The sequence below is a fragment of the Streptomyces sp. NPDC028722 genome (assembly GCF_040637655.1).
Lineage (GTDB): Bacteria > Actinomycetota > Actinomycetes > Streptomycetales > Streptomycetaceae > Streptomyces.
In genome coordinates, this window is the sequence record NZ_JBEZWU010000006.1 from 206,728 (window position 1) to 225,834 (window position 19,107).

Sequence of the window (19,107 nt, forward strand, 5' to 3'; positions counted from 1 at the left end):
TCATGTGTGAGGCTGTGCCCCATGCCTGTCGTACGAGACCTGCGTCTCCTGTCGCGTCTGCGGTACTTCCGGCGTCTGCTGTACGTCCGTCTCCTGTCCCAGGGGGCCGACGGCGTCTTCCAGGTCGCGCTCGCCGCTTACGTCGTCTTCTCCCCGGAGAAGCAGACCTCGGCCGCCGCGGTCGCCTCGGCGATGGCGGTCCTGCTGCTCCCCTACTCCCTGGTGGGCCCGTTCGCCGGGGTCCTGCTGGACCGCTGGCGGCGCCGGCAGGTCTTCGTGTACGGCAACCTGCTGCGGGCCGTACTCGCTGCGGCCACCGCCGGCCTCATCATCGGCCGTGTCCCCGACTGGCTGTTCTACGTCTCCGCTCTCTGCGTCACAGCCGTCAACCGCTTCGTTCTCGCCGGGCTGTCCGCCGCCCTGCCCCGCGTGGTGGACGCCGAGCGCCTGGTGCTGGCCAACTCGGTCTCACCCACGGCCGGCACGCTCGCCGCGACCGCCGGCGGAGGCCTGGCTCTCGGTGTGCGGCTCCTGGCCTCGGGATCGGACGCCGCGGTCGTACTGCTCGGCGCGCTCCTGTACCTGTGCGCGAGCCTGGCGTCACTGAGCCTGGCTCCCGGCCTCCTCGGTCCCGACCGGCATCCGGCTCGCCCTCACCTCGGTACGGCACTCGCCGAGACGGCACGCGAACTGTCCGCGGCCGTGCGGCACCTGGCCGCGCCCCGGCGCCGGGAGGCCGCCTGGGCCCTGGTCGCGATGACGCTGATGCGCTTCTGCTACGGCGCGCTTCTCGTGCTGCTGCTCATGCTCTGCCGCTACGCCCTCTCCGACACTCCCGAAGAAGGACTGCGCCTGCTCGGGCCGGCACTGGCGCTGTCCGGCGCGGGATTCTTCGCGGCGGCCGTGGTGACACCCTGGGCGGCGGGCCGGCTCGGCCCCAGCCGCTGGATCGTGGTGTGCTCCGGTACGGCGACGGTGCTCGTCCCGGCTCTCGGTCTCCCTTTCGCCACCGCCCCGCTCCTGGCCGCGGCCTTCGTCCTGGGCGTGATCACTCAGGGCGCCAAGATCGCCACGGACACCCTCGTACAGGCAGGTGTGGACGACGACTTCCGTGGCCGCGTCTTCTCCGTGTACGACGTCCTCTTCAACGTGGCCTTCGTCGGCGCGGCAGGTGTGGCGGCCCTGATGCTGCCACCGGACGGCCGCTCGAGCGTACTGGTGGTGCTGGTCGCCCTGGTCTACGGCGGGATCTCCGTGACTCTGGCCCGCTTCGCACGACATGAGGCCGGACGCGACGAGGGGCGGTGTTTCACGTGAAACACCGCCCCGGATGCCGTCAGCCCGCGCAGGTGTTTCACGTGAAACACCGCCGGGGCACAGTCCGGCTCAGCTTTGCGCGGCCCACCACTCCTTGAGGGCCTCCACCGCGGCGTCCTGTCCCATCGGGCCGTTCTCCAGGCGCAACTCCAGCATGTGCTTGTACGCCTTGCCGATGACCGGGCCGGGCCCGACGTCCAGGATCTTCATGATCTGGTTGCCGTCGAGGTCGGGACGGATGGAGTCCAGCTCCTCCTGCTCCTGAAGCTGGGCGATGCGCTCCTCCAGGCCGTCGTAAGCCCGGGACAGCGCGGCCGCTCTCCGCTTGTTGCGGGTGGTGCAGTCGGAGCGGGTCAGCTTGTGCAGGCGGTCCAGCAGCGGCCCCGCGTCACGGACGTAGCGTCGGACCGCCGAGTCCGTCCACTCCCCGGTGCCGTACCCGTGGAAGCGCAGGTGGAGCTCGACCAGCCGTGAGACGTCCTTCACCAGCTCGTTGGAGTACTTCAAGGCGGTCATGCGCTTCTTCGTCATCTTCGCGCCCACCACCTCGTGGTGGTGGAAGGAGACACGGCCGTCGTCCTCGAAGCGGCGGGTACGCGGCTTCCCGATGTCGTGGAGCAGCGCGGCCAGCCGGAGCGTGAGATCCGGCCCGTCCTGCTCCAGCGCGATCGCCTGTTCCAGGACGATCAGCGTGTGCTCGTAGACGTCCTTGTGCCGGTGGTGCTCGTCGCGCTCCAGGCGGAGCGCCGGCAGCTCGGGCAGGACGTGCTCGGCGAGCCCGGTGTCCACGAGTACGGTCAGTCCCTTGCGCGGATGGGCGGACAGGACGAGCTTGTTCAGCTCGTCACGGATCCGCTCCGCCGAGACGATCCTGATACGCCCGGCCATCTCCGTCATGGCGGTGACGACCTCGGGGGCGATCTCGAAGTCCAGCTGGGCGGCGAACCGGGCGGCCCGCATCATGCGCAGGGGATCATCCGAGAACGACGCCTCGGGCGTGCCCGGGGTCCGCAGCACGCGCGCCGCGAGGTCCGCCAGACCACCGTGCGGATCGATGAACTCCTTCTCCGGCAGTGCCACGGCCATCGCGTTCACCGTGAAGTCACGACGGACCAGGTCCTCCGCGATGGAGTCGCCGTACGACACCTCGGGCTTGCGCGAGGTGCGGTCGTAGGCCTCCGACCGGTAGGTGGTGATCTCGATCTGGAAGTCCCAGTCGGTGTCGCCGACGCGGGCACTCTTGTGTGCGCCTACCGTGCCGAACGCGATCCCCACCTCCCAGACCGCGTCCGCCCATGGCCGGACGATCTTCAGTACGTCCTCGGGGCGGGCGTCGGTGGTGAAGTCCAGGTCATTGCCGAGCCGGCCGAGCAGCGCGTCGCGGACCGAACCGCCGACCAGGGCGAGTGAGAACCCGGCCTCCTGGAATCGGCGGGCGAGGTCGTCGGCGACGGGAGCCACCCGCAGCAGCTCGGCGACCGCGCGCTGCTGCGCCTGGCTCAGGGCAGAGGGAGTGTCTTCGTTGGGGTTCGGCACAACAGAAAAGGGTACGTGCCCGCGCGGCCGGGGCGCCCCGTCGAACGGCGCGGACAGCTCCTTCCATACCCGTGCAAGCGCTGCTCTTGCGGCGTACAGCCGCTCTCCCGTCGATACTGGATATAGAGGACGGGTCGCCGTTCTCCTTCCGATCTTGTGGAGGAGACCGCGGCACTTCCCCTCGGCGCGCATCGTTACCATGCGTGGACGCACATTCCGACGACCACTGACGACGACGAGGGACGGGCGAGCGCGTGGCCGAGGCGGCTGACTTCCAGGGGACCAGTGCCTCATCTGCCCGCCGGTGGATGCGACGCGCGGGAGCACTGCTCACCGGGGCGCCTCTGCTGGCCGGTCTCCTCCAGCTGCCCGCCGCGACGCCCGCGCAGGCCGCGTCCTCGGCCCCGGTGTCCGTCTCCCTGGACAACCTGAGCCCCCGCGTACCCACGGACGGCGACACTCTGACCGTCGCCGGCACGGTCACCAACAACGGCAAGCGGACCGTCACGGGCGCCCACGTGAACCTGCGGGTAGGGCCCCGGCTCACCACCCGCTCGGCCATCGACTCCATCGCCCGGCACTCCGACGAACCGCAGGGCGGCACCGGCACCGAGGTCGACGACAAGTACGAGGAGAAGTTCGCCACACTGCCCCCGGGCGTCGCCGAACACTTCAGCATCTCCGTCCCCGTGGACAAGCTCGACCTCGGCGAGGACGGGGTCTACGAGTTCGGGGTCTCCCTGTCCGGGCAGACCTCCGCACAGCCCTGGGACCATCTGCTCGGCATCCGGCAGACGTTCCTGCCGTGGCAGTCGTCCGAGGCCGACACCCGGACCAGGACGACGTTCCTGTGGCCGCTGATCTCCACCGTGCACATGACGGCCAAGACGGGGGCCGGTGACCTTCAGACACCGGTGTTCCTCGACGACGACCTGGCCAAGGAGCTGGCACCGGGCGGCCGGCTGGCCCAGATGGTGGATCTGGGCAAGGACCTCGACGTGACCTGGGTGATCGACCCGGACCTGTTGGCCTCGGTCGACGCGATGGCCACGGGCAACTACCGCCTTCCTGATGCCGACGGCACCACCACGCCCGGCTCCCGGGAACACCAGGCGGTCGCCAAGCAGTGGCTGGCCGGACTCCAGAAGGCGGTGGCCGGCAAAGAGGTCGTCGCCCTGCCCTTCGCCGACCCGGACCTGGCTTCCCTGGCGCACAGGGGCACCAGCGTCACCGGTTCTCTCAGCCACCTCAAGGACGCCACCGACGTCGCCGCGACCACGGTGAAGACGGTGCTCCACGTCACGCCGACCACCGACTTCGCCTGGCCCGTGAACGGCGCCGTGGATCCGTCGATCATGAAGGTCGCGACGTCCGCCGGCGCCGACCGGGTGATCGCCCGCAGCGACAGCCTCCAGGAGACCGCCGGCCTGCCCTACACGCCGTCCGCCGCCCGCCCGGTCGGCGGGGGCACCACGGCGGTGGTCGCCGACGCCCGGTTGTCCCGGGCGTTCGAGGGTGACATGACGAAGGCGGGCTCGGCCACGCTCGCCGTACAGCGGTTCCTGGCGCAGAGCCTGGAGCTGAACGCGCAGACGGACGAGGAGCGCAGCGTCGTCGTCGCCCCGCAGCGCGTGCCCACGGCGAGCCAGGCACAGGCGATGGCGGCAGCGCTGAGGGAGCTCCAGGACAGCGGCTGGTCCCAGTCGCAGGACCTCACCGCGGCGGCCAAGGCCAAGCCCGACCCGGGTGCCACCACGCGCATCCCCTCGACGTCCGTGTACCCGCGCTCGCTGCGCCGGCAGGAGCTGCCGCGCGCGGTCTTCGGGCAGATCGCCCGTACCCAGGACAAGCTCGACAACTTCCAGGTCATCCTCACCGACCGGTCCCGCGTGGCCACCCCGTTCGGGCTGGCCATACACCGGGAGATGTCGACGTCATGGCGCGGTAGCGGCGACGAGGCGGCCGGTTACCGGGACGGTGTGGAGACGTGGCTCGACGAGCTGGCCGATCAGGTCAGGCTGATCGACAAGTCGGAGACCAAGCTCTCGGGCCGCAGCGCCACCATCCCGGTGACCGTCCAGAACCGCCTGGTACAGCCGGTCGGCCACCTGGTGCTGCGCCTCACCTCCACCATGCCGACCCGCCTCAAGATCGGCGGCAAGGCCTACGACGAACAGCCGGTGGACGTCTCCGGCGGGCACAGCCAGTCGGTGAAGTTCACCACCTCGGCCAACGCCAACGGCCGGGTGACGGTCATCGCCCAGTTGTTCACCGAGGACGGTCAGGAGTACGGCGACGCCGTCACCTTCGACGTGAAGGTCACCGAGGTCACCCCCACCGTGATGCTGGTCATCGGCGGCGGCGTGCTGCTCCTCGTCCTCGCCGGTTTCCGGATGTACACCCAGCGCAAGCGTGCCGCCGCCCGGCAGGCCGGCGAGGACGGTTCCGGCACGGCGGAAGGGGACACGGACGAACCGGGGAACCCCGGGGCCCCTGGGGACCGTCTCCAGGAAGAGCCCGACTCCGCCTCCGGGGCAGGCGGCCCGGAGCAGCGGAGTGACCCTGCGCCGGACACCGCACCGGAAAGCGCCGACCCGTCCGGGACGGGTGAGAGAGTGGACCGTTGAGCGATGTCGTGGCCGGTGGGCCCGGGACGATGAGGTGGGGTAAGCATGAGCGCGCCGTACGACGGTGACCGCGGCGAGGGCGCTGCCGGTTCGGGCTACCCCGAGCCGTCGCCCGAGCCTGGCCAGGTGCCGCCGCAGCACGCGGCGGACATGTACCTCCAGGACACCTACGAGCAGGATCCCTACCGAGCGCACGACCTGTCCGCCCAGGACCCGGTCGCCGAGGCGCTCTACGACCGCGCCGCGCACCCGCCGCCGCCGGCGGGGACGTACGACCCGCAGCAGCCGCTGTACGCCCCGCCCGCCCGGTCGCCGTACTCGCCCGACCCGCACGTGTGGGCGCAGACACCGGCCCCCGAGCCGGAGGCGCCGGCCCCGTATCTGCCGTACGGCGACGACCCGCGCACCACCCAGTTCGTGGGCGTGGACGACCTGGTCACGCACTCCGGCGAGGAATACCACGAGCCGGACGCCTTCGCGCATCTCTTCAGGGACCAGCAGCACAGCGGCGGGCACTCGCCCATGGATCCGCCGGTCGTCCCCGGCCCGGCCGGCGCGCCGGGCGGCGGTCACGGCGGTCCGTACGGCCAGGGCCCGCAGCAGGACAACCCGTACACCGGGGACTCCTACCCGGCCCAGGCCTCCTACGCGGCCGGTCCCGGCGCCGGACACCCGGCGCAGTCCCCGGTGCCCGCCCCGGCCGCAGCGCCGGGCCCGCCCGGTGTCCCGGGCGGTACCCGGACCGCCGGGCCGGAGGAGCGCGCGGCCGACGCCGCTCCCGGTGCTCCCGCCGCGCCCGCCAAGAAGGGCGGACGGGCCACCGGACTGCTGAAGTCCAGCGCCGTCATGGCGGCGGGCACGATGGTTTCCCGCCTCACCGGCTTCGTCCGCTCCGCGCTGATCGCCGCGGCACTGGGCCTCGGCTTCCTCGCCGACTCCTTCCAGGTGGCCTACCAGCTGCCGACCATGATCTACATCCTCACCGTCGGCGGCGGCCTGAACTCCGTGTTCGTGCCGCAGCTGGTGCGCTCCATGAAGGAGGACGAGGACGGCGGCGAGGCCTTCGCCAACCGGCTCCTGACCCTGGTCATGGTGGCGCTGGCGGCGCTAGTCGGTCTCGCGATGTTCGCCGCGCCCCTCCTGGTGCGCCTGCTGTCGAACCCGGTCGCCACCAACCCGGCGGCCAACGACGTCGCCGTCACCTTCACCCGCTACTTCCTGCCCTCGATCTTCTTCATGGGCATCCATGTGGTGATGGGGCAGATCCTCAACGCGCGCGGGAAGTTCGGCGCGATGATGTGGACCCCGGTCCTGAACAACGTAGTCATCATCGTGACGCTCGGCCTGTTCATCTGGGTCTACGGCACCGCGGCCAACTCCCACATGACCGTCACGAACATCCCGCCGGAGGGCCAGCGTCTGCTCGGCATCGGTGTGCTGCTCGGTCTGGTCGTCCAGTCGCTGGCGATGATCCCGTATCTGCGCGAGACCGGGTTCCGGGTGCGGCTGCGCTTCGACTGGCGCGGCCACGGCCTGGGCAAGGCCGCGATGCTCGCCAAGTGGACGGTCCTGTTCGTGCTCGCCAACCAGGCGGGCGCCATGGTGGTGACGCAGCTGTCCACCGCCGCCGGCAAGGACTCCGGCATCAAGGGCGTCGGCATCGCCGCCTATGCCAACGCCCAGTTGATCTGGGGTCTGCCGCAGGCCATCATCACCGTCTCCCTGATGGCCGCCCTGCTGCCGCGCATCTCGCGTTCGGCCGCCGAGGGTGACGGCGGCGCGGTCCGGGACGACATCTCGCAGGGTCTGCGCACCACCGCGGTCGCCATCGTCCCGATCGCCTTCGGCTTCCTCGCGCTCGGCGTCCCCTTGTGCACGCTGATCTTCGGCTCCGCGGGCACCGGCGCCGCCGTGAACATGGGCTACATGCTGATGGCCTTCGGTCTCGGCCTGATCCCGTACTCGGTGCAGTACGTCGTCCTGCGCGCCTTCTACGCCTACGAGGACACCCGCACCCCCTTCTACAACACGGTCATCGTGGCCGCGGTCAACGCGGGCGCCTCGGCCCTGTGCTACTTCCTGCTGCCGCCGCGCTGGGCGGTCGCCGGCATGGCAGCCGCCTACGGCCTCGCCTACGCCATCGGTGTGGGCATCGCCTGGCGGCGGCTGCGCAAGCGGCTGGGCGGCGACCTGGACGGGGCCCGGGTGCTGCGCACGTACGCGCGGCTGGGCATCGCCTCCGTGCCGGCGGCCCTGCTCAGCGGCGCGGCCGTCTACGCCATCGGGCACACCCTCGGCCAGGGCGTCGTCGGCTCGTTCGCGGCGCTGCTCGCCGGCAGCGTCGTCCTGCTGGGTGTCTTCTTCGTGGCGGCCCGACGGATGCGCATCGAGGAACTCAACTCGCTCGTGGGTATGGTGCGCGGGCGTCTGGGGCGTTGAGGCGGGGGTAGGCGCACAACCATCGTCCGCCGCTGTGTGTCGTGCATAGCGCCAGACTGTGGGCACAATTGGTTTCGGCGTCGGACAGCGTGCAACGGATGGGGAGGCAGGGACGACGGTGGCGGAACGGAGCACGGCTGCCGTCGACGTGGCAGACACCAGCGGTGAGCAACCGCTGACCGCCAAGGCGGACCAGTCCACGGCCGACGGGGTGGCCAAGAACCCGGAGCGGGACACGGACAGCGACCAGGCACAGGGAAGTGGCGGCACCGAGAGTCCCGCACAGAAGGCTTCGCCTCTGGAACTGCACAGCGGTCACAAGCTGGCCAGACGGTACCGGCTGGAGGAGTGCGTCACCCGTCTGGACGGCTTCAGCAGCTGGCGAGCGGTCGACGAGAAACTCCGCCGTGCCGTCGGCGTCCATGTCCTGCCCGCGAACCACGTCCGGGCCCGCTCCGTCCTCGCCGCCGCCCGTTCCTCCGCGCTGCTCGGCGATCCGCGTTTCGTCCAGGTCCTCGACGCCGTCGAGGAGAACGACCTCGTGTACGTCGTGCACGAGTGGCTGCCCGACGCCACCGAGATGACCACGCTGCTCGCCAGCGGCCCGCTGGAACCGCACGACGCCTACCAGATGGTCAGTCAGATCTCCTCGGCCATGGCCGCGGCGCACCGCGAGGGTCTCGCCCATCTGCGGCTGAACCCGAACGCCGTACTGCGCACCTCCACCGGCCAGTGGCGCATCCGCGGCCTCGCGGTGAACGCCGCGCTGCGCGGCGTCAGCTCCGACACCCCGCAGCGCACCGACACCGAGGCCATCGGCGCACTGCTGTACGCGGCGCTGACCCAGCGCTGGCCGTACGAGAACGACGCCTACGGCCTGTCCGGCCTTCCGAAGGACATCGGCCTCATCGCACCGGACCAGGTGCGGGCCGGGGTGCACCGCGGTCTGTCCGAGCTGACCATGCGCGCCCTGGTGAACGACGGGGCCACGGCGTCCCGTCACGAGGCTCCGTGCACCACGCCGGAGGAGCTGGTGAAGGCGATCGGCGAGATGCCCCGCATCCGCCCGCCCGAGCCGTCGTTCACGGCCCCGCCGGACTACCAGCGCACCACCTACCAGCAGGGCACCTACGGTCGCCCGGCGCCGCACCCCGGGGTCGGTCAGCCGATCGCGGCCCCGCCGCCCCCGCTCCAGAGCCGCACCGGCAAGGCCCTGAAGTGGGCGGTGTCGGCGCTCCTGATCGCCGCCCTGGGCCTGGGCAGCTGGCAGCTCGCGGATGCCCTGATGGACCGGAGCGACACGTCGGACGACACCAACAAGAGCCAGACGACGGACGACGGCGACAAGAGCCCCGAGAAGACCAAACCGGTGCCGATAAAGATCGAGCACAGCCAGGAGTTCGTCGCCGGGGGGAACGCCCAGCGCCCGGACGACGTGGCCAAGACGTACGACGGGGACGCGTCCACCTACTGGAGGACGAGGAGCTTCAACGAAGGCCCCACGATCGCGCCGTTCAAGCCGGGCGTCGGCATCGTCTACGACCTCGGCTCGGCCCGGAAGCTCAGCACCGCCACCCTGGACATGCGCTACGCCGGTGACCACACGACGGTCGAGCTGTACGCGGCCGACTCGCTGACACCGCCGTCGCTGGACTCGATGGCCCAGATCGGCAAGGTCACCACGACGGGCACGAACGCTACGGTGAAGGTCACCAAGTCGGTCAGGACGCGGTACGTCCTCGTCTGGCTGACGGCCGTACCCAATTCAGGGTATGACTCCGCCCTGTACGCCGAGGCCGGCTACAAGCAGGCCATCGGCGAAGTGAAGTTCACGGGCTGACGTCTCACCCGGACCGGAGGGGGCAGATGGCGGAGGGCGCCGTATACGACGGAGCGAGCGACAAGGATCTGCTCGCCCGTCACGTGGAAGGCGATCCCGAAGCCTTCGGTGAGATCGTGCGACGGCACCGGGACCGGCTCTGGGCGGTCGCGCTACGGACACTGGGGGACCGGGAGGAGGCCGCCGACGCGGTACAGGACGCCCTGGTCTCCGCCTACCGGGCCGCCCACACCTTCCGGGGACAGTCGGCCGTCACCACATGGCTGCACCGGATCACCGTGAACGCCTGTCTGGACCGGGTCCGCAAGGCGGCCTCGCGCAAGACCGCCCCGGTCGATGACACCGAGCGGCTGGAGCAGCTGCTGGAACCGCACGAGTCCGCCTCGGCGCCCGCCGAGCGCAAGGACGTGCACCGCCAGCTCCTCGAAGCGCTCGGCACCCTTCCGCCGGAGCAACGGGCCGCCCTGGTCCTGGTGGACATGCAGGGCTACCCGGTGGCCGAGGCCGCGCGGATCCTGGAGGTGCCGACGGGGACGGTGAAGAGCCGGTGCGCCCGGGGCAGAGCCCGGCTGCTGCCTCTGCTCGCTCATCTCCGGCCCGAGGGGGGCGCGGATCCGCGGTCCGCCCGTACCGGGGGCGGTGAAGAAGCCGATGGCGCCGGCGGGCGGAAAGAATCCGGCCCGGGGCGGAACCGGGCGCTGGGGACATCCGTCCCACCGGCGACGGGATCACCGAGCGGACGCCCCCTGGACACGGGGCCGAGCGATTCAGCCGTAGTGAAGGGCGGAGGTGGGCGAGCGTGACTTCCACGACGGACACGGCCGGGCACCCGGACGTCGCCGACATCTCCGACCTCACCGAGGGCCTGCTTCCTCCGGACCGGAGCAGCGATGTGCGGCGTCATCTGGGCACGTGTGAGCCGTGCGCGGACCTGTACGTCTCTCTGGAGGAGATCCGGAGCCTGCTGGGATCCGTGCCGGAGCCGGAACGGATGCCGGACGATGTGGCCGCGCGTATCGACGCCGCTCTGTCCGCCGAGGCCCCGCGTGCCGGCGGCGAAGTCACCGCCGACCATGTTTCACGTGAAACGGCGACCGTGGCGGATCGTCCCGCCGGACGACCGCGTGCGACGACCGGGCCCGGGCGCAAGCCGTCGGAGCGTGGCCGACGCCGCCGGTTCGTCCTGGGTGCCGTTCTCACGGCCGCGGTACTGGGGGGCGGCGGCCTGGTCGTGACGTCACTGGGTGACAACGCCGGCCACACGACGGCCCATGGGACGCCGACCCCTTCCGCCGCCGCCTTCTCCGGTGACAGCGTGCAGAACCAGGTGCGCGGACTCCTCGCCATGAAGAAGGGGTTGCCGCAGGACAGCGAGAAACCACGGTCGGACATCGAGGGCGGGTCGGACACGCCGGGGGTGACGCCGGGTCCGCACCCCTTGATCCAGACCGCCGTCCCCGTCCCCGACTGTGTCCGGCAAGCGCTCAGCCGGGGCGCTGACGTCCTGGGCGCCAAGACGGGTACCTATGCGGGGAAGTCCGCCTACCTCGTCGTCGTGGCCGATGCTCACGACACCAAGCGGGTCACCGCGTACGTGGTCGATGAGGCCTGCGTGCGGCAGCGGAGCAGCGCGGCAGCCGGCGAGATTCTGCTGAAGCAGTCCGTCGCGCGTCGCTGAGTCAGCTGGAACGCTTCTTCGGCGCCGGTGCGCATGCGTGTGCTCGGACACATCGGGAATGCGCGCCCCGTAGGATCCGTTGGGTGGGTGAGAGTCCTGAAAAGGGCTCTCACCGGTCGACTGACGCTGACCAGAGACGAGGAATCAAGCCGTGAGCGACGTCCGTAACGTGATCATCATCGGCTCCGGGCCCGCCGGCTACACGGCGGCGCTCTACACCGCCCGCGCGTCGCTGAAGCCCCTGGTGTTCGAGGGCGCCGTCACCGCGGGCGGCGCCCTGATGAACACCACCGAGGTGGAGAACTTCCCCGGCTTCCGCGACGGCATCATGGGGCCCGACCTCATGGACAACATGCGGGCGCAGGCCGAGCGCTTCGGCGCCGAGCTGGTTCCGGACGACATCGTCTCTGTCGACCTGACCGGTGAGATCAAGACCGTCACCGACACCGCGGGCACCGTCCACCAGGCGAAGGCCGTCATCGTGACCACCGGGTCCCAGCACCGCAAGCTGGGGCTGCCGAAGGAGGACGTGCTGTCCGGCCGCGGTGTCTCCTGGTGTGCCACCTGTGACGGGTTCTTCTTCAGGGACCAGGACATCGCCGTGATCGGCGGCGGTGACACCGCGATGGAGGAGGCCACCTTCCTCTCGCGGTTCGCCAAGTCCGTGACGATCGTCCACCGCCGGGACACCCTGCGTGCCTCGAAGGCGATGCAGGAGCGTGCCTTTGCCGACCCGAAGATCAAGTTCGTCTGGGACAGTGAGGTCGCCGAGATCCAGGGCGATCAGAAGCTCTCCGGACTGAAACTGCGCAACCTGAAGACCGGCGAGCTGTCCGAGCTGCCCGTCACGGGTCTGTTCATCGCGATCGGCCACGACCCGCGCACCGAGCTGTTCCAGGGACAGCTGGACCTGGACGCGGAGGGTTACCTGGAGGTCGCCGCTCCGTCCACGCGCACCAACGTGACCGGTGTCTTCGCCGCCGGCGACGTGGTCGACCACACCTACCGCCAGGCGATCACCGCAGCCGGTACCGGCTGCTCCGCCGCTCTGGACGCCGAGCGTTTCCTCGCCGCCCTCGCGGACGAGGACCAGGCGGAGCCCGAGAAGACCGCCGCCGTCTGACCTTCCTCTTCTCCCCTCGCCCCACCGCACGACCAAGGTAAGGAGCCCGCCGTGGCCGGCAACCTCAAGATTGTGACCGACGATTCCTTCGACCAGGACGTCCTGAAGAGCGACAAGCCTGTTCTGGTGGATTTCTGGGCGGCCTGGTGCGGCCCGTGCCGCCAGATCGCCCCGTCGCTGGAGGCGATCGCTGCCGAGTTCGGCGACAAGATCGAGATCGTCAAGATCAACATTGACGAGAACCCGGGCACGGCCGCCAAGTACGGCGTCATGTCCATCCCGACCCTGAACGTCTACCAGGACGGCGAGGTCGCCAAGACGATCGTCGGCGCCAAGCCCAAGGCCGCGCTTCTGCGCGACCTTGACGAGTTCATCACCAAGTGACGTTTCACGTGAAACACGAATGGGCCAACCCCCCGGGGTTGGCCCATTCGCATGGGGCGGCCGCGTGCCGACGGTGGCCCGTCGGCCCTCGGCCTTCCGCCTAGAGCGGCCTCAGTGCGGGTTCCTTCTGGACCGCTCCCAGGAGGCGGTCGAGTGCCATCTCCACGTCTTCCTTCCAGGAGACCGTGGACCGTAGTTCCAGCCGCAGCCGGGGATGTGCGGGATGCTGACGGACCGTCTTGAAGCCCACGGCAAGCAGATGGTCGGCGGGCAGCAGGCAGGCGGGCTCCTTCCAGTGAGCGTCGCCGAACGCCTCGATCGCCTTGAAGCCCCGGCGCAGCAGATCCTTGGCGACCGCCTGCACCAGCATCCGGCCCAGTCCCTGCCCCTGGTAGCCGGGCAGGATGAAGGCCGTTATCAGCTGGACCGCGTCCGGTGAGACCGGGCTCGTGGGAAAGGCCGTGGAGCGCGGCACATAGGCCGGCGGGGCGTAGAGCACGAAGCCTGCCGGCACGTCGTCCACGTAGGCCACCCGGCCGCACGACCCCCAGTCCAGCAGGACGGCGGAGATCCAGGCCTCTTTCTCCGTCGCGGAGGTGCCCGCTGTCACCGCCGCTTCGCCGCTGACGGGGTCCAGTTCCCAGAAGACGCATGAGCGACAGCGCTGGGGAAGGTCCTGAAGGTTGTCCAGCGTGAGCGGCACGAGCCGACGCCCCATGAAGGGTGATCCTCGCTTCCTTGGCCCGCCGCATCGTGTGCGGCTGTCAGAGTGCTCCGCTCCCTGAGCAGGCTGCCGACGAATCCGCCGACCGCGCCGAGGCCCAGGCCCGCGCTCACCAGTCCGGTGCGGCTCATCGATCGCATGGCCCCGACTCCCGCTCAGAGATGCAGATGCTGTCCGGTGGATGCGCCATACCTGTTCGCATCGTATCCACGATGCGATTCACTCGATACCGCCTCAAAGCAAAGAGCGGGCCGTGTTCCGGCATACACCGGACACGGCCCGCTCCCTGCACGACGGGACGGATCCGCCCGAGGGTCAGTCGTGCGTCTCCTCGTCGGCGTCCTCCTGAAGACTCTTCTGGAGGGCCAGCTTCTCGCCCGGGGCAAACGTGCTGAGGATCCGCTCCAGGTCGTCCGGCGAAGCGAACTCGACGGTGATCTTGCCCTTCTTCTGCCCCAGTTCGACCTTCACCCGCGTCTCGAAGCGGTCCGACAGCCGGGTGGCCAGCTCGCTCAGCGCCGGAGAGGGCACCGAGCCGGCCCGGGGGCCCCGGGAACGCGAGGCCTTCTGAGGCCGCGATCCCATCAGCGTGACGATCTCTTCCACGGACCGCACGGACAGCCCCTCGGCCACGATCCGGTGCGCCAGCCGGTCCTGCTCCTCGGAGTCCTCCACGGCCAGCAGTGCCCGGGCATGACCGGCCGAGAGCACTCCGGCGGCCACCCGCTTCTGCACGGTGGGCGACAGCTTCAGCAGACGCAGGGTGTTGGAGACCTGCGGTCGGGAGCGTCCGATCCGGTCCGCCAGCTGATCATGCGTGCAGTTGAAGTCCCTCAGCAGCTGGTCGTAGGCAGCGGCCTCTTCGATCGGGTTGAGCTGCGCCCGGTGCAGGTTCTCCAGCAGCGCGTCCAGGAGGAGTTTCTCGTCCTCCGTGGCCCGGACGATGGCCGGGATGGCCTCCAAGCCGGCCTTGCGGCAGGCGCGCCAGCGGCGCTCGCCCATGATCAGCTCATAGCGGGCCGGTCCCAGCTGGCGCACGACGACGGGCTGGAGGAGGCCGACCTCCCGAATGGAGGTGACCAGCTCCTGGAGCGCGTCCTCGTCGAAGATCTCACGCGGCTGGCGCGGGTTCGGCGTGATGTCGTCCAGCGGGATCTCGGCGAAGTGGGCGCCCATCGGAGGCGCGGGCACCTCCACCCCCGGGCTCACCGGGGTCACCTCGTCCTCGCGTACGACAGGCGGCAGCGTGGCCACCTTCGCCGCGGCCACCCCCCGGTCGGTCGTCAGCACCGGGACGGCGGCGGGGGAGGTCGATGCTCCGCCGCCCATCGCCGCCGGCGGCGGGGTCTTCTCGGTCGGGGCAGCGGGGATCAACGCGCCGAGTCCACGGCCCAGTCCCCTCCGTCGCTCGCTCACTGGATGCCCTCCACCATGTTCGGGTCGTTCTGGACGCCGATGTGGGCGTGGCCGGCGTCGTAGCCGACACCGATGCCCCTCAGCGCGATTTCTCGGGCCGCCTCAAGGTAGGAGAGGGCACCGCTCGATCCTGGATCGTAGGTCAGCACCGTCTGCCCGTAACTCGGCGCCTCGGAGATACGGACGGAGCGGGGAATGCTCGTCCGCAGTACCTCGTCGCCGAAGTGGGTGCGCACCTCTTCGGCGACCTGGGAAGCGAGGCGCGTCCGGCCGTCGTACATGGTGAGCAGAATGGTCGACACATGCAGCGTGGGGTTGAGGTGCCCCCGCACCAGGTCGACGTTGCGGAGCAGTTGGCCCAGACCCTCCAGCGCGTAGTACTCGCACTGGATCGGGATGAGAACCTCCTGGCCCGCGACCAGCGCGTTGACTGTCAGCAGGCCGAGGGAAGGCGGGCAGTCGATGAGGATGTAGTCCAACGGCTGCTCATACGCCTGAATCGCCCGCTGGAGCCGGCTCTCCCGGGCCACCAGGGACACCAACTCGATCTCCGCACCCGCGAGATCGATGGTGGCCGGGGCACAGAAGAGGCCCTCGACATCAACGACAGGCTGGACGACCTCGGCGAGAGGCCTGCTCTCCACCAACACGTCGTAGATGGAGGGGACCTCGGCGTGGTGGTCGATCCCCAGAGCCGTGGAGGCATTGCCCTGCGGGTCGAGGTCGACCACCAGGACTCGGCTGCCGTGCAGAGCCAGCGAGGCGGCAAGATTGACGGTCGTCGTCGTCTTGCCCACGCCACCCTTCTGGTTGGCGACCACGATCAGTCGGGTCTGCTCCGGTCGTGGCAGGCCTTCCCCGGCACGGCCGAGGGCCTCCACCGCCAGTTGGGCCGCTCGACCGATGGGAGTGTCGTCCATCGGGGGCGGTGTTTCACGTGAAACATCCGCCCCCATCGACTCGGTGCGGGGACCGGGGACCGGATCGGTCATCGGTCCCGCGATGTTGGCGTCGGACCGCACGGATTCACTCTCCTCGACATCAGGCTCGCAATGAACAGAGCCTCCCATGCCGTCGGGGTGATGAACCAGTGAGGCCTGGTCTTCTGTGGAGAAATCCACCTCTGTGGACAACTCCGTGACCCGGGAGGGGGGCGGGGCCCCCGGGGAGGGGGGCTCCTGTCCGAGCGAGCCGAGGGACTTCCGGTCGCGGGGCTCGGCCGCGGCGCGACCGCGACCGATGATGCCGTGCAGCAATGAGCGACGTTTCACGTGAAACACGATGCACAGCGCCTGCGACCGAAACTCCGCGACACTCCGGAGTATCGCGAAGGGGCAGCTTGTGTGGAGTACGGCTCGTCGTCAGGACGGATCAGCGACGGCGGCGGACACGACCGGTACGGGCCGCCTTCGCACGCTTGGCCGCGAACCGCACACCCCCCGGGCTCTCCCCGACCTCGACCCGCACCACGGTGGACAGCGGGTCGACCACACCCTCGCCCACATGCAGGATGGACGTCTCCACCGCGCCGAGCTTGCTGAGGGCAGAGGCCGCGGCCTTCAGCTCCTCCTCGGCCGTGTCGCCCTTCAGCGCGAGCATCTCGCCGTACGGACGCAGCAGCGGAATGCCCCAGGTGGCCAGGCGGTCCAGCGGAGCCACGGCACGAGCGGTCACCACGTGCACCGGAGGCAGCTTGCCCATGACTTCCTCGGCACGGCCGCGCACCACGGTGACGTGGTCCAGGCCGAGCAGCTCGACGACCTCGCTGAGGAAGTTGGTACGCCGCAGCAGCGGCTCCAGCAGGGTGATGTTCAGGTCGTCACGGACCAGGGCCAGCGGGATACCCGGCAGACCGGCACCCGAGCCGACATCGCAGACCGTCACGCCCTCCGGGACGGCCTCGGACAGCACCGCACAGTTGAGCAGGTGGCGCTCCCACAGGCGGGGCACCTCCCGCGGGCCGATGAGGCCACGCTGCACGCCCGCCTCGGCGAGCAGCTCCGCGTACCGCACCGCATCCGCGAAGCGATCACCAAACACTTCCCGCGCCTGCGCGGGCGCGGGGGGAAGCTCCGCTGCCTCCGTCACGGGGACCGTCCTTCCGTACAGCGCCGGCGCTTCGCGCACCGGCCCACCAGAACTACCAGGCTGACAAATATTCGGCCCCGCCTGCTCAACAGACGGGGCCGGTGAAACGCAAGGGTCCGATCAGGCGGGCAGTACGACGACGAACCGCTGCGGCTCCTCGCCCTCGGACTCGCTGCGCAGTCCGGCGGCCTTGACCGCGTCATGCACGACCTTGCGCTCGAACGGGCTCATCGGCGCGAGCTTCACGGGCTCGCCGCTGCTCTTGACCTCGGCGGCGGCCTTCGCGCCCAGCTCGGACAGCTCGGCCCGCTTCCTGGCCCGGTACCCCGCGATGTCCAGCATCAGCCGGCTGCGGTCGCCGGTCTCCCGGTGCACCGCCAGACGCGTCAGCTCCTGAAGCGCCTCCAGCACCTCGCCGTCCCGGCCGACCAGCTTCTCCAGGTCGCGGCTGCCGGTGTCGCCGATGATCGACACGGCGGCGCGGTCGGCCTCGACGTCCATGTCGATGTCGCCGTCGAGATCGGCGATGTCCAGCAGACCTTCGAGGTAGTCCGCCGCGATCTCACCCTCCTGCTCCAGGCGGGAGAGGGTGTCTGCACCCTCGGCAGCGGCGGAGGTGGTGCCTTCCGTCACGGGATGGGCTCCTTCTTACTTCTTGGACGGGGACTTGGGCCGCTGCGGGCCACCCTTGCGCTGGCCGGACTGCGCCTTGCTGCGGGTGCCGGAGCCGGACTTCTGGGGCTGCTTGGCAGCGGCGGGCTTGGCGCCCTGCGGCTCGTCGGCCTTCTCCAGCGACGGCGAGTCGTCACCCGGCTGCCTGGGCGCGCCGGACTGGCGCTGGGACTTGCTCTGCCGCTTCGGCTGCTGGCGCCGGGCGGCGGTGTCGGTGCCCGTCACGGCCGCGGTGGTGGTCACGCCGTCCTCGGTCTGCGCCGCGGCCTGGGCCGTGCTCCGTACCACGGTGCCGTCGGTCTGGGCGGCGAAACCGGCCTTGTTCAGCGCGTTGACGAACTTGCGCTCGAACTCGTTGCGGTCGCGGCCCTTGGCGACGATCGCCTTGATGATGGCCTTCTCACCGCGCCGGCGGATCTTGCCGTGCTGGGTGACGTGCTTGGTCAGACGCTCCAGGTAGGCGGCCTGCGCCTTGGAGCCCGGCGTCGGGTTGTTGCGGATGACGTACATCTGCTGGCCCATGGTCCACACGTTGGTGGTCAGCCAGTAGACGAGGACACCGACCGGGAAGTTGATGCCGAAGACGGCGAACATGACCGGGAAGACGTACATCAGCATCTTCTGCTGCTGCATGAACGGCGTCTTCACCGTGGTGTCGACGTTCTTCGTCATCAGCTGACGCTGCGTGTAGAACTGCGAGAACGACATCATCACGATCATGACCGCGGTCACGACCCGGACGTCGGTCAGCGTGGCGCCCAGCGCCTCGACCGTGCTCGCGCTGTCCATGAACTTGGCGGCGAGCGGGGCACCGAAGATGTGCGCCTGACGGGCGCTGTTGAGCAGCTGCTCGTCGATGACGCCGATCTGCTTGTGCGAGGCGATGCCGCTGAGCACGTGGTACAGGGCGAAGAAGAACGGGGACTGCGCCAGGATGGGAAGGCACGAGGAGAGCGGGTTGGTGCCCGTCTCCTTGTACAGCTTCATCATCTCTTCGGACTGGCGCTGCCGGTCGTTCTTGTAGCGCTCCTGGATCTTCTTCATCTCCGGCTGGAGCGTCTGCATCGCGCGCGTCGACTTGATCTGCTTCACGAAGAGCGGGATCAGGCAGATGCGGATCAGGATCACGAGGGACACGATGGACAGGCCCCAGGCCCACCCGGTGTTGGGGCCGAAGATGGCGCCGTACACCGTGTGGAACTGGACGATGACCCATGAGACGGGTGTCGTGATGAAGCTGAAGAGGCTGGCAATCGTGTCCAC

At 69.9% G+C, this 19,107-nt stretch carries 15 protein-coding genes; 8 read left to right on the forward strand and 7 right to left on the reverse strand.

Annotation, left to right across the window (positions count from 1 at the left end; all coding sequences use genetic code 11):
* Positions 1-21 precede the first annotated feature (21 nt).
* Positions 22-1,317 carry an MFS transporter gene (locus tag AB0F03_RS12450; RefSeq protein ID WP_361989581.1) on the forward strand — a complete coding sequence of 432 codons (1,296 nt, stop codon included), beginning with the start codon at positions 22-24 and terminating at the stop codon, positions 1,315-1,317.
* 69 nt (positions 1,318-1,386) lie between these two features.
* Here the strand turns inward: AB0F03_RS12450 and AB0F03_RS12455 are convergent, their stop codons facing one another.
* Positions 1,387-2,853, reverse strand: coding sequence for a CCA tRNA nucleotidyltransferase (locus AB0F03_RS12455; RefSeq protein WP_361989583.1), 1,467 nt, complete (start codon positions 2,851-2,853; stop codon positions 1,387-1,389).
* A gap of 254 nt (positions 2,854-3,107) precedes the next feature.
* Between AB0F03_RS12455 and AB0F03_RS12460 the strand changes: the two genes are divergently transcribed.
* The 7 genes from AB0F03_RS12460 (at position 3,108) to trxA (ending at position 12,944) form a co-directional block, all read left to right on the forward strand.
* A complete protein-coding gene (locus AB0F03_RS12460) occupies positions 3,108-5,480 on the forward strand; it encodes a DUF6049 family protein (protein WP_361989586.1) in 2,373 nt (790 codons plus the stop codon).
* A gap of 45 nt (positions 5,481-5,525) precedes the next feature.
* Complete coding sequence (gene murJ / locus AB0F03_RS12465) at positions 5,526-7,919, forward strand: murein biosynthesis integral membrane protein MurJ (protein WP_361989589.1); 2,394 nt, start codon at positions 5,526-5,528, stop codon at positions 7,917-7,919.
* A gap of 118 nt (positions 7,920-8,037) precedes the next feature.
* Positions 8,038-9,759, forward strand: coding sequence for a protein kinase family protein (locus tag AB0F03_RS12470; protein ID WP_361989591.1), 1,722 nt, complete (start codon positions 8,038-8,040; stop codon positions 9,757-9,759).
* Positions 9,760-9,785: 26 nt separating this feature from the next.
* Positions 9,786-10,562 carry an RNA polymerase sigma factor SigM gene (gene sigM, locus AB0F03_RS12475; RefSeq protein WP_361989594.1) on the forward strand — a complete coding sequence of 259 codons (777 nt, stop codon included), beginning with the start codon at positions 9,786-9,788 and terminating at the stop codon, positions 10,560-10,562.
* Positions 10,559-11,437 carry a hypothetical protein gene (locus AB0F03_RS12480; RefSeq protein ID WP_361989596.1) on the forward strand — a complete coding sequence of 293 codons (879 nt, stop codon included), beginning with the start codon at positions 10,559-10,561 and terminating at the stop codon, positions 11,435-11,437. Before sigM ends, AB0F03_RS12480 begins: the two co-directional genes overlap by 4 nt.
* A gap of 151 nt (positions 11,438-11,588) precedes the next feature.
* Positions 11,589-12,560 carry a thioredoxin-disulfide reductase gene (gene trxB / locus AB0F03_RS12485; RefSeq protein WP_361989599.1) on the forward strand — a complete coding sequence of 324 codons (972 nt, stop codon included), beginning with the start codon at positions 11,589-11,591 and terminating at the stop codon, positions 12,558-12,560.
* Positions 12,561-12,611: 51 nt separating this feature from the next.
* Positions 12,612-12,944: a thioredoxin gene (trxA, locus tag AB0F03_RS12490; protein WP_361989602.1), complete on the forward strand. Its 333-nt coding sequence runs from the start codon at positions 12,612-12,614 to the stop codon at positions 12,942-12,944.
* A gap of 100 nt (positions 12,945-13,044) precedes the next feature.
* On the opposite strand, the gene AB0F03_RS12495 is transcribed toward trxA, so the two are convergent.
* From AB0F03_RS12495 to yidC, 6 genes are all read right to left on the reverse strand, one after another.
* Positions 13,045-13,662, reverse strand: a complete 618-nt coding sequence (locus tag AB0F03_RS12495; RefSeq protein ID WP_361989604.1) for a GNAT family N-acetyltransferase — start codon at positions 13,660-13,662, stop codon at positions 13,045-13,047.
* A 321-nt stretch (positions 13,663-13,983) separates the two neighbouring features.
* Positions 13,984-15,084 carry a ParB/RepB/Spo0J family partition protein gene (locus tag AB0F03_RS12500; RefSeq protein ID WP_361989607.1) on the reverse strand — a complete coding sequence of 367 codons (1,101 nt, stop codon included), beginning with the start codon at positions 15,082-15,084 and terminating at the stop codon, positions 13,984-13,986.
* Positions 15,081-16,154 (reverse strand): ParA family protein, encoded by a 1,074-nt coding sequence (locus tag AB0F03_RS12505; protein ID WP_361989610.1) that lies wholly within the window; start codon positions 16,152-16,154, stop codon positions 15,081-15,083. The genes AB0F03_RS12500 and AB0F03_RS12505 overlap by 4 nt, the downstream gene beginning before the upstream one ends.
* A 301-nt stretch (positions 16,155-16,455) precedes the next feature.
* A complete protein-coding gene (rsmG, locus tag AB0F03_RS12510; protein WP_121787888.1) occupies positions 16,456-17,172 on the reverse strand; it encodes a 16S rRNA (guanine(527)-N(7))-methyltransferase RsmG in 717 nt (238 codons plus the stop codon).
* Positions 17,173-17,292: 120 nt separating this feature from the next.
* A complete protein-coding gene (locus tag AB0F03_RS12515; protein ID WP_361989613.1) occupies positions 17,293-17,805 on the reverse strand; it encodes a R3H domain-containing nucleic acid-binding protein in 513 nt (170 codons plus the stop codon).
* Positions 17,806-17,820: 15 nt separating this feature from the next.
* Positions 17,821-19,107, reverse strand: coding sequence for a membrane protein insertase YidC (gene yidC / locus AB0F03_RS12520; RefSeq protein ID WP_361989616.1), 1,287 nt, complete (start codon positions 19,105-19,107; stop codon positions 17,821-17,823).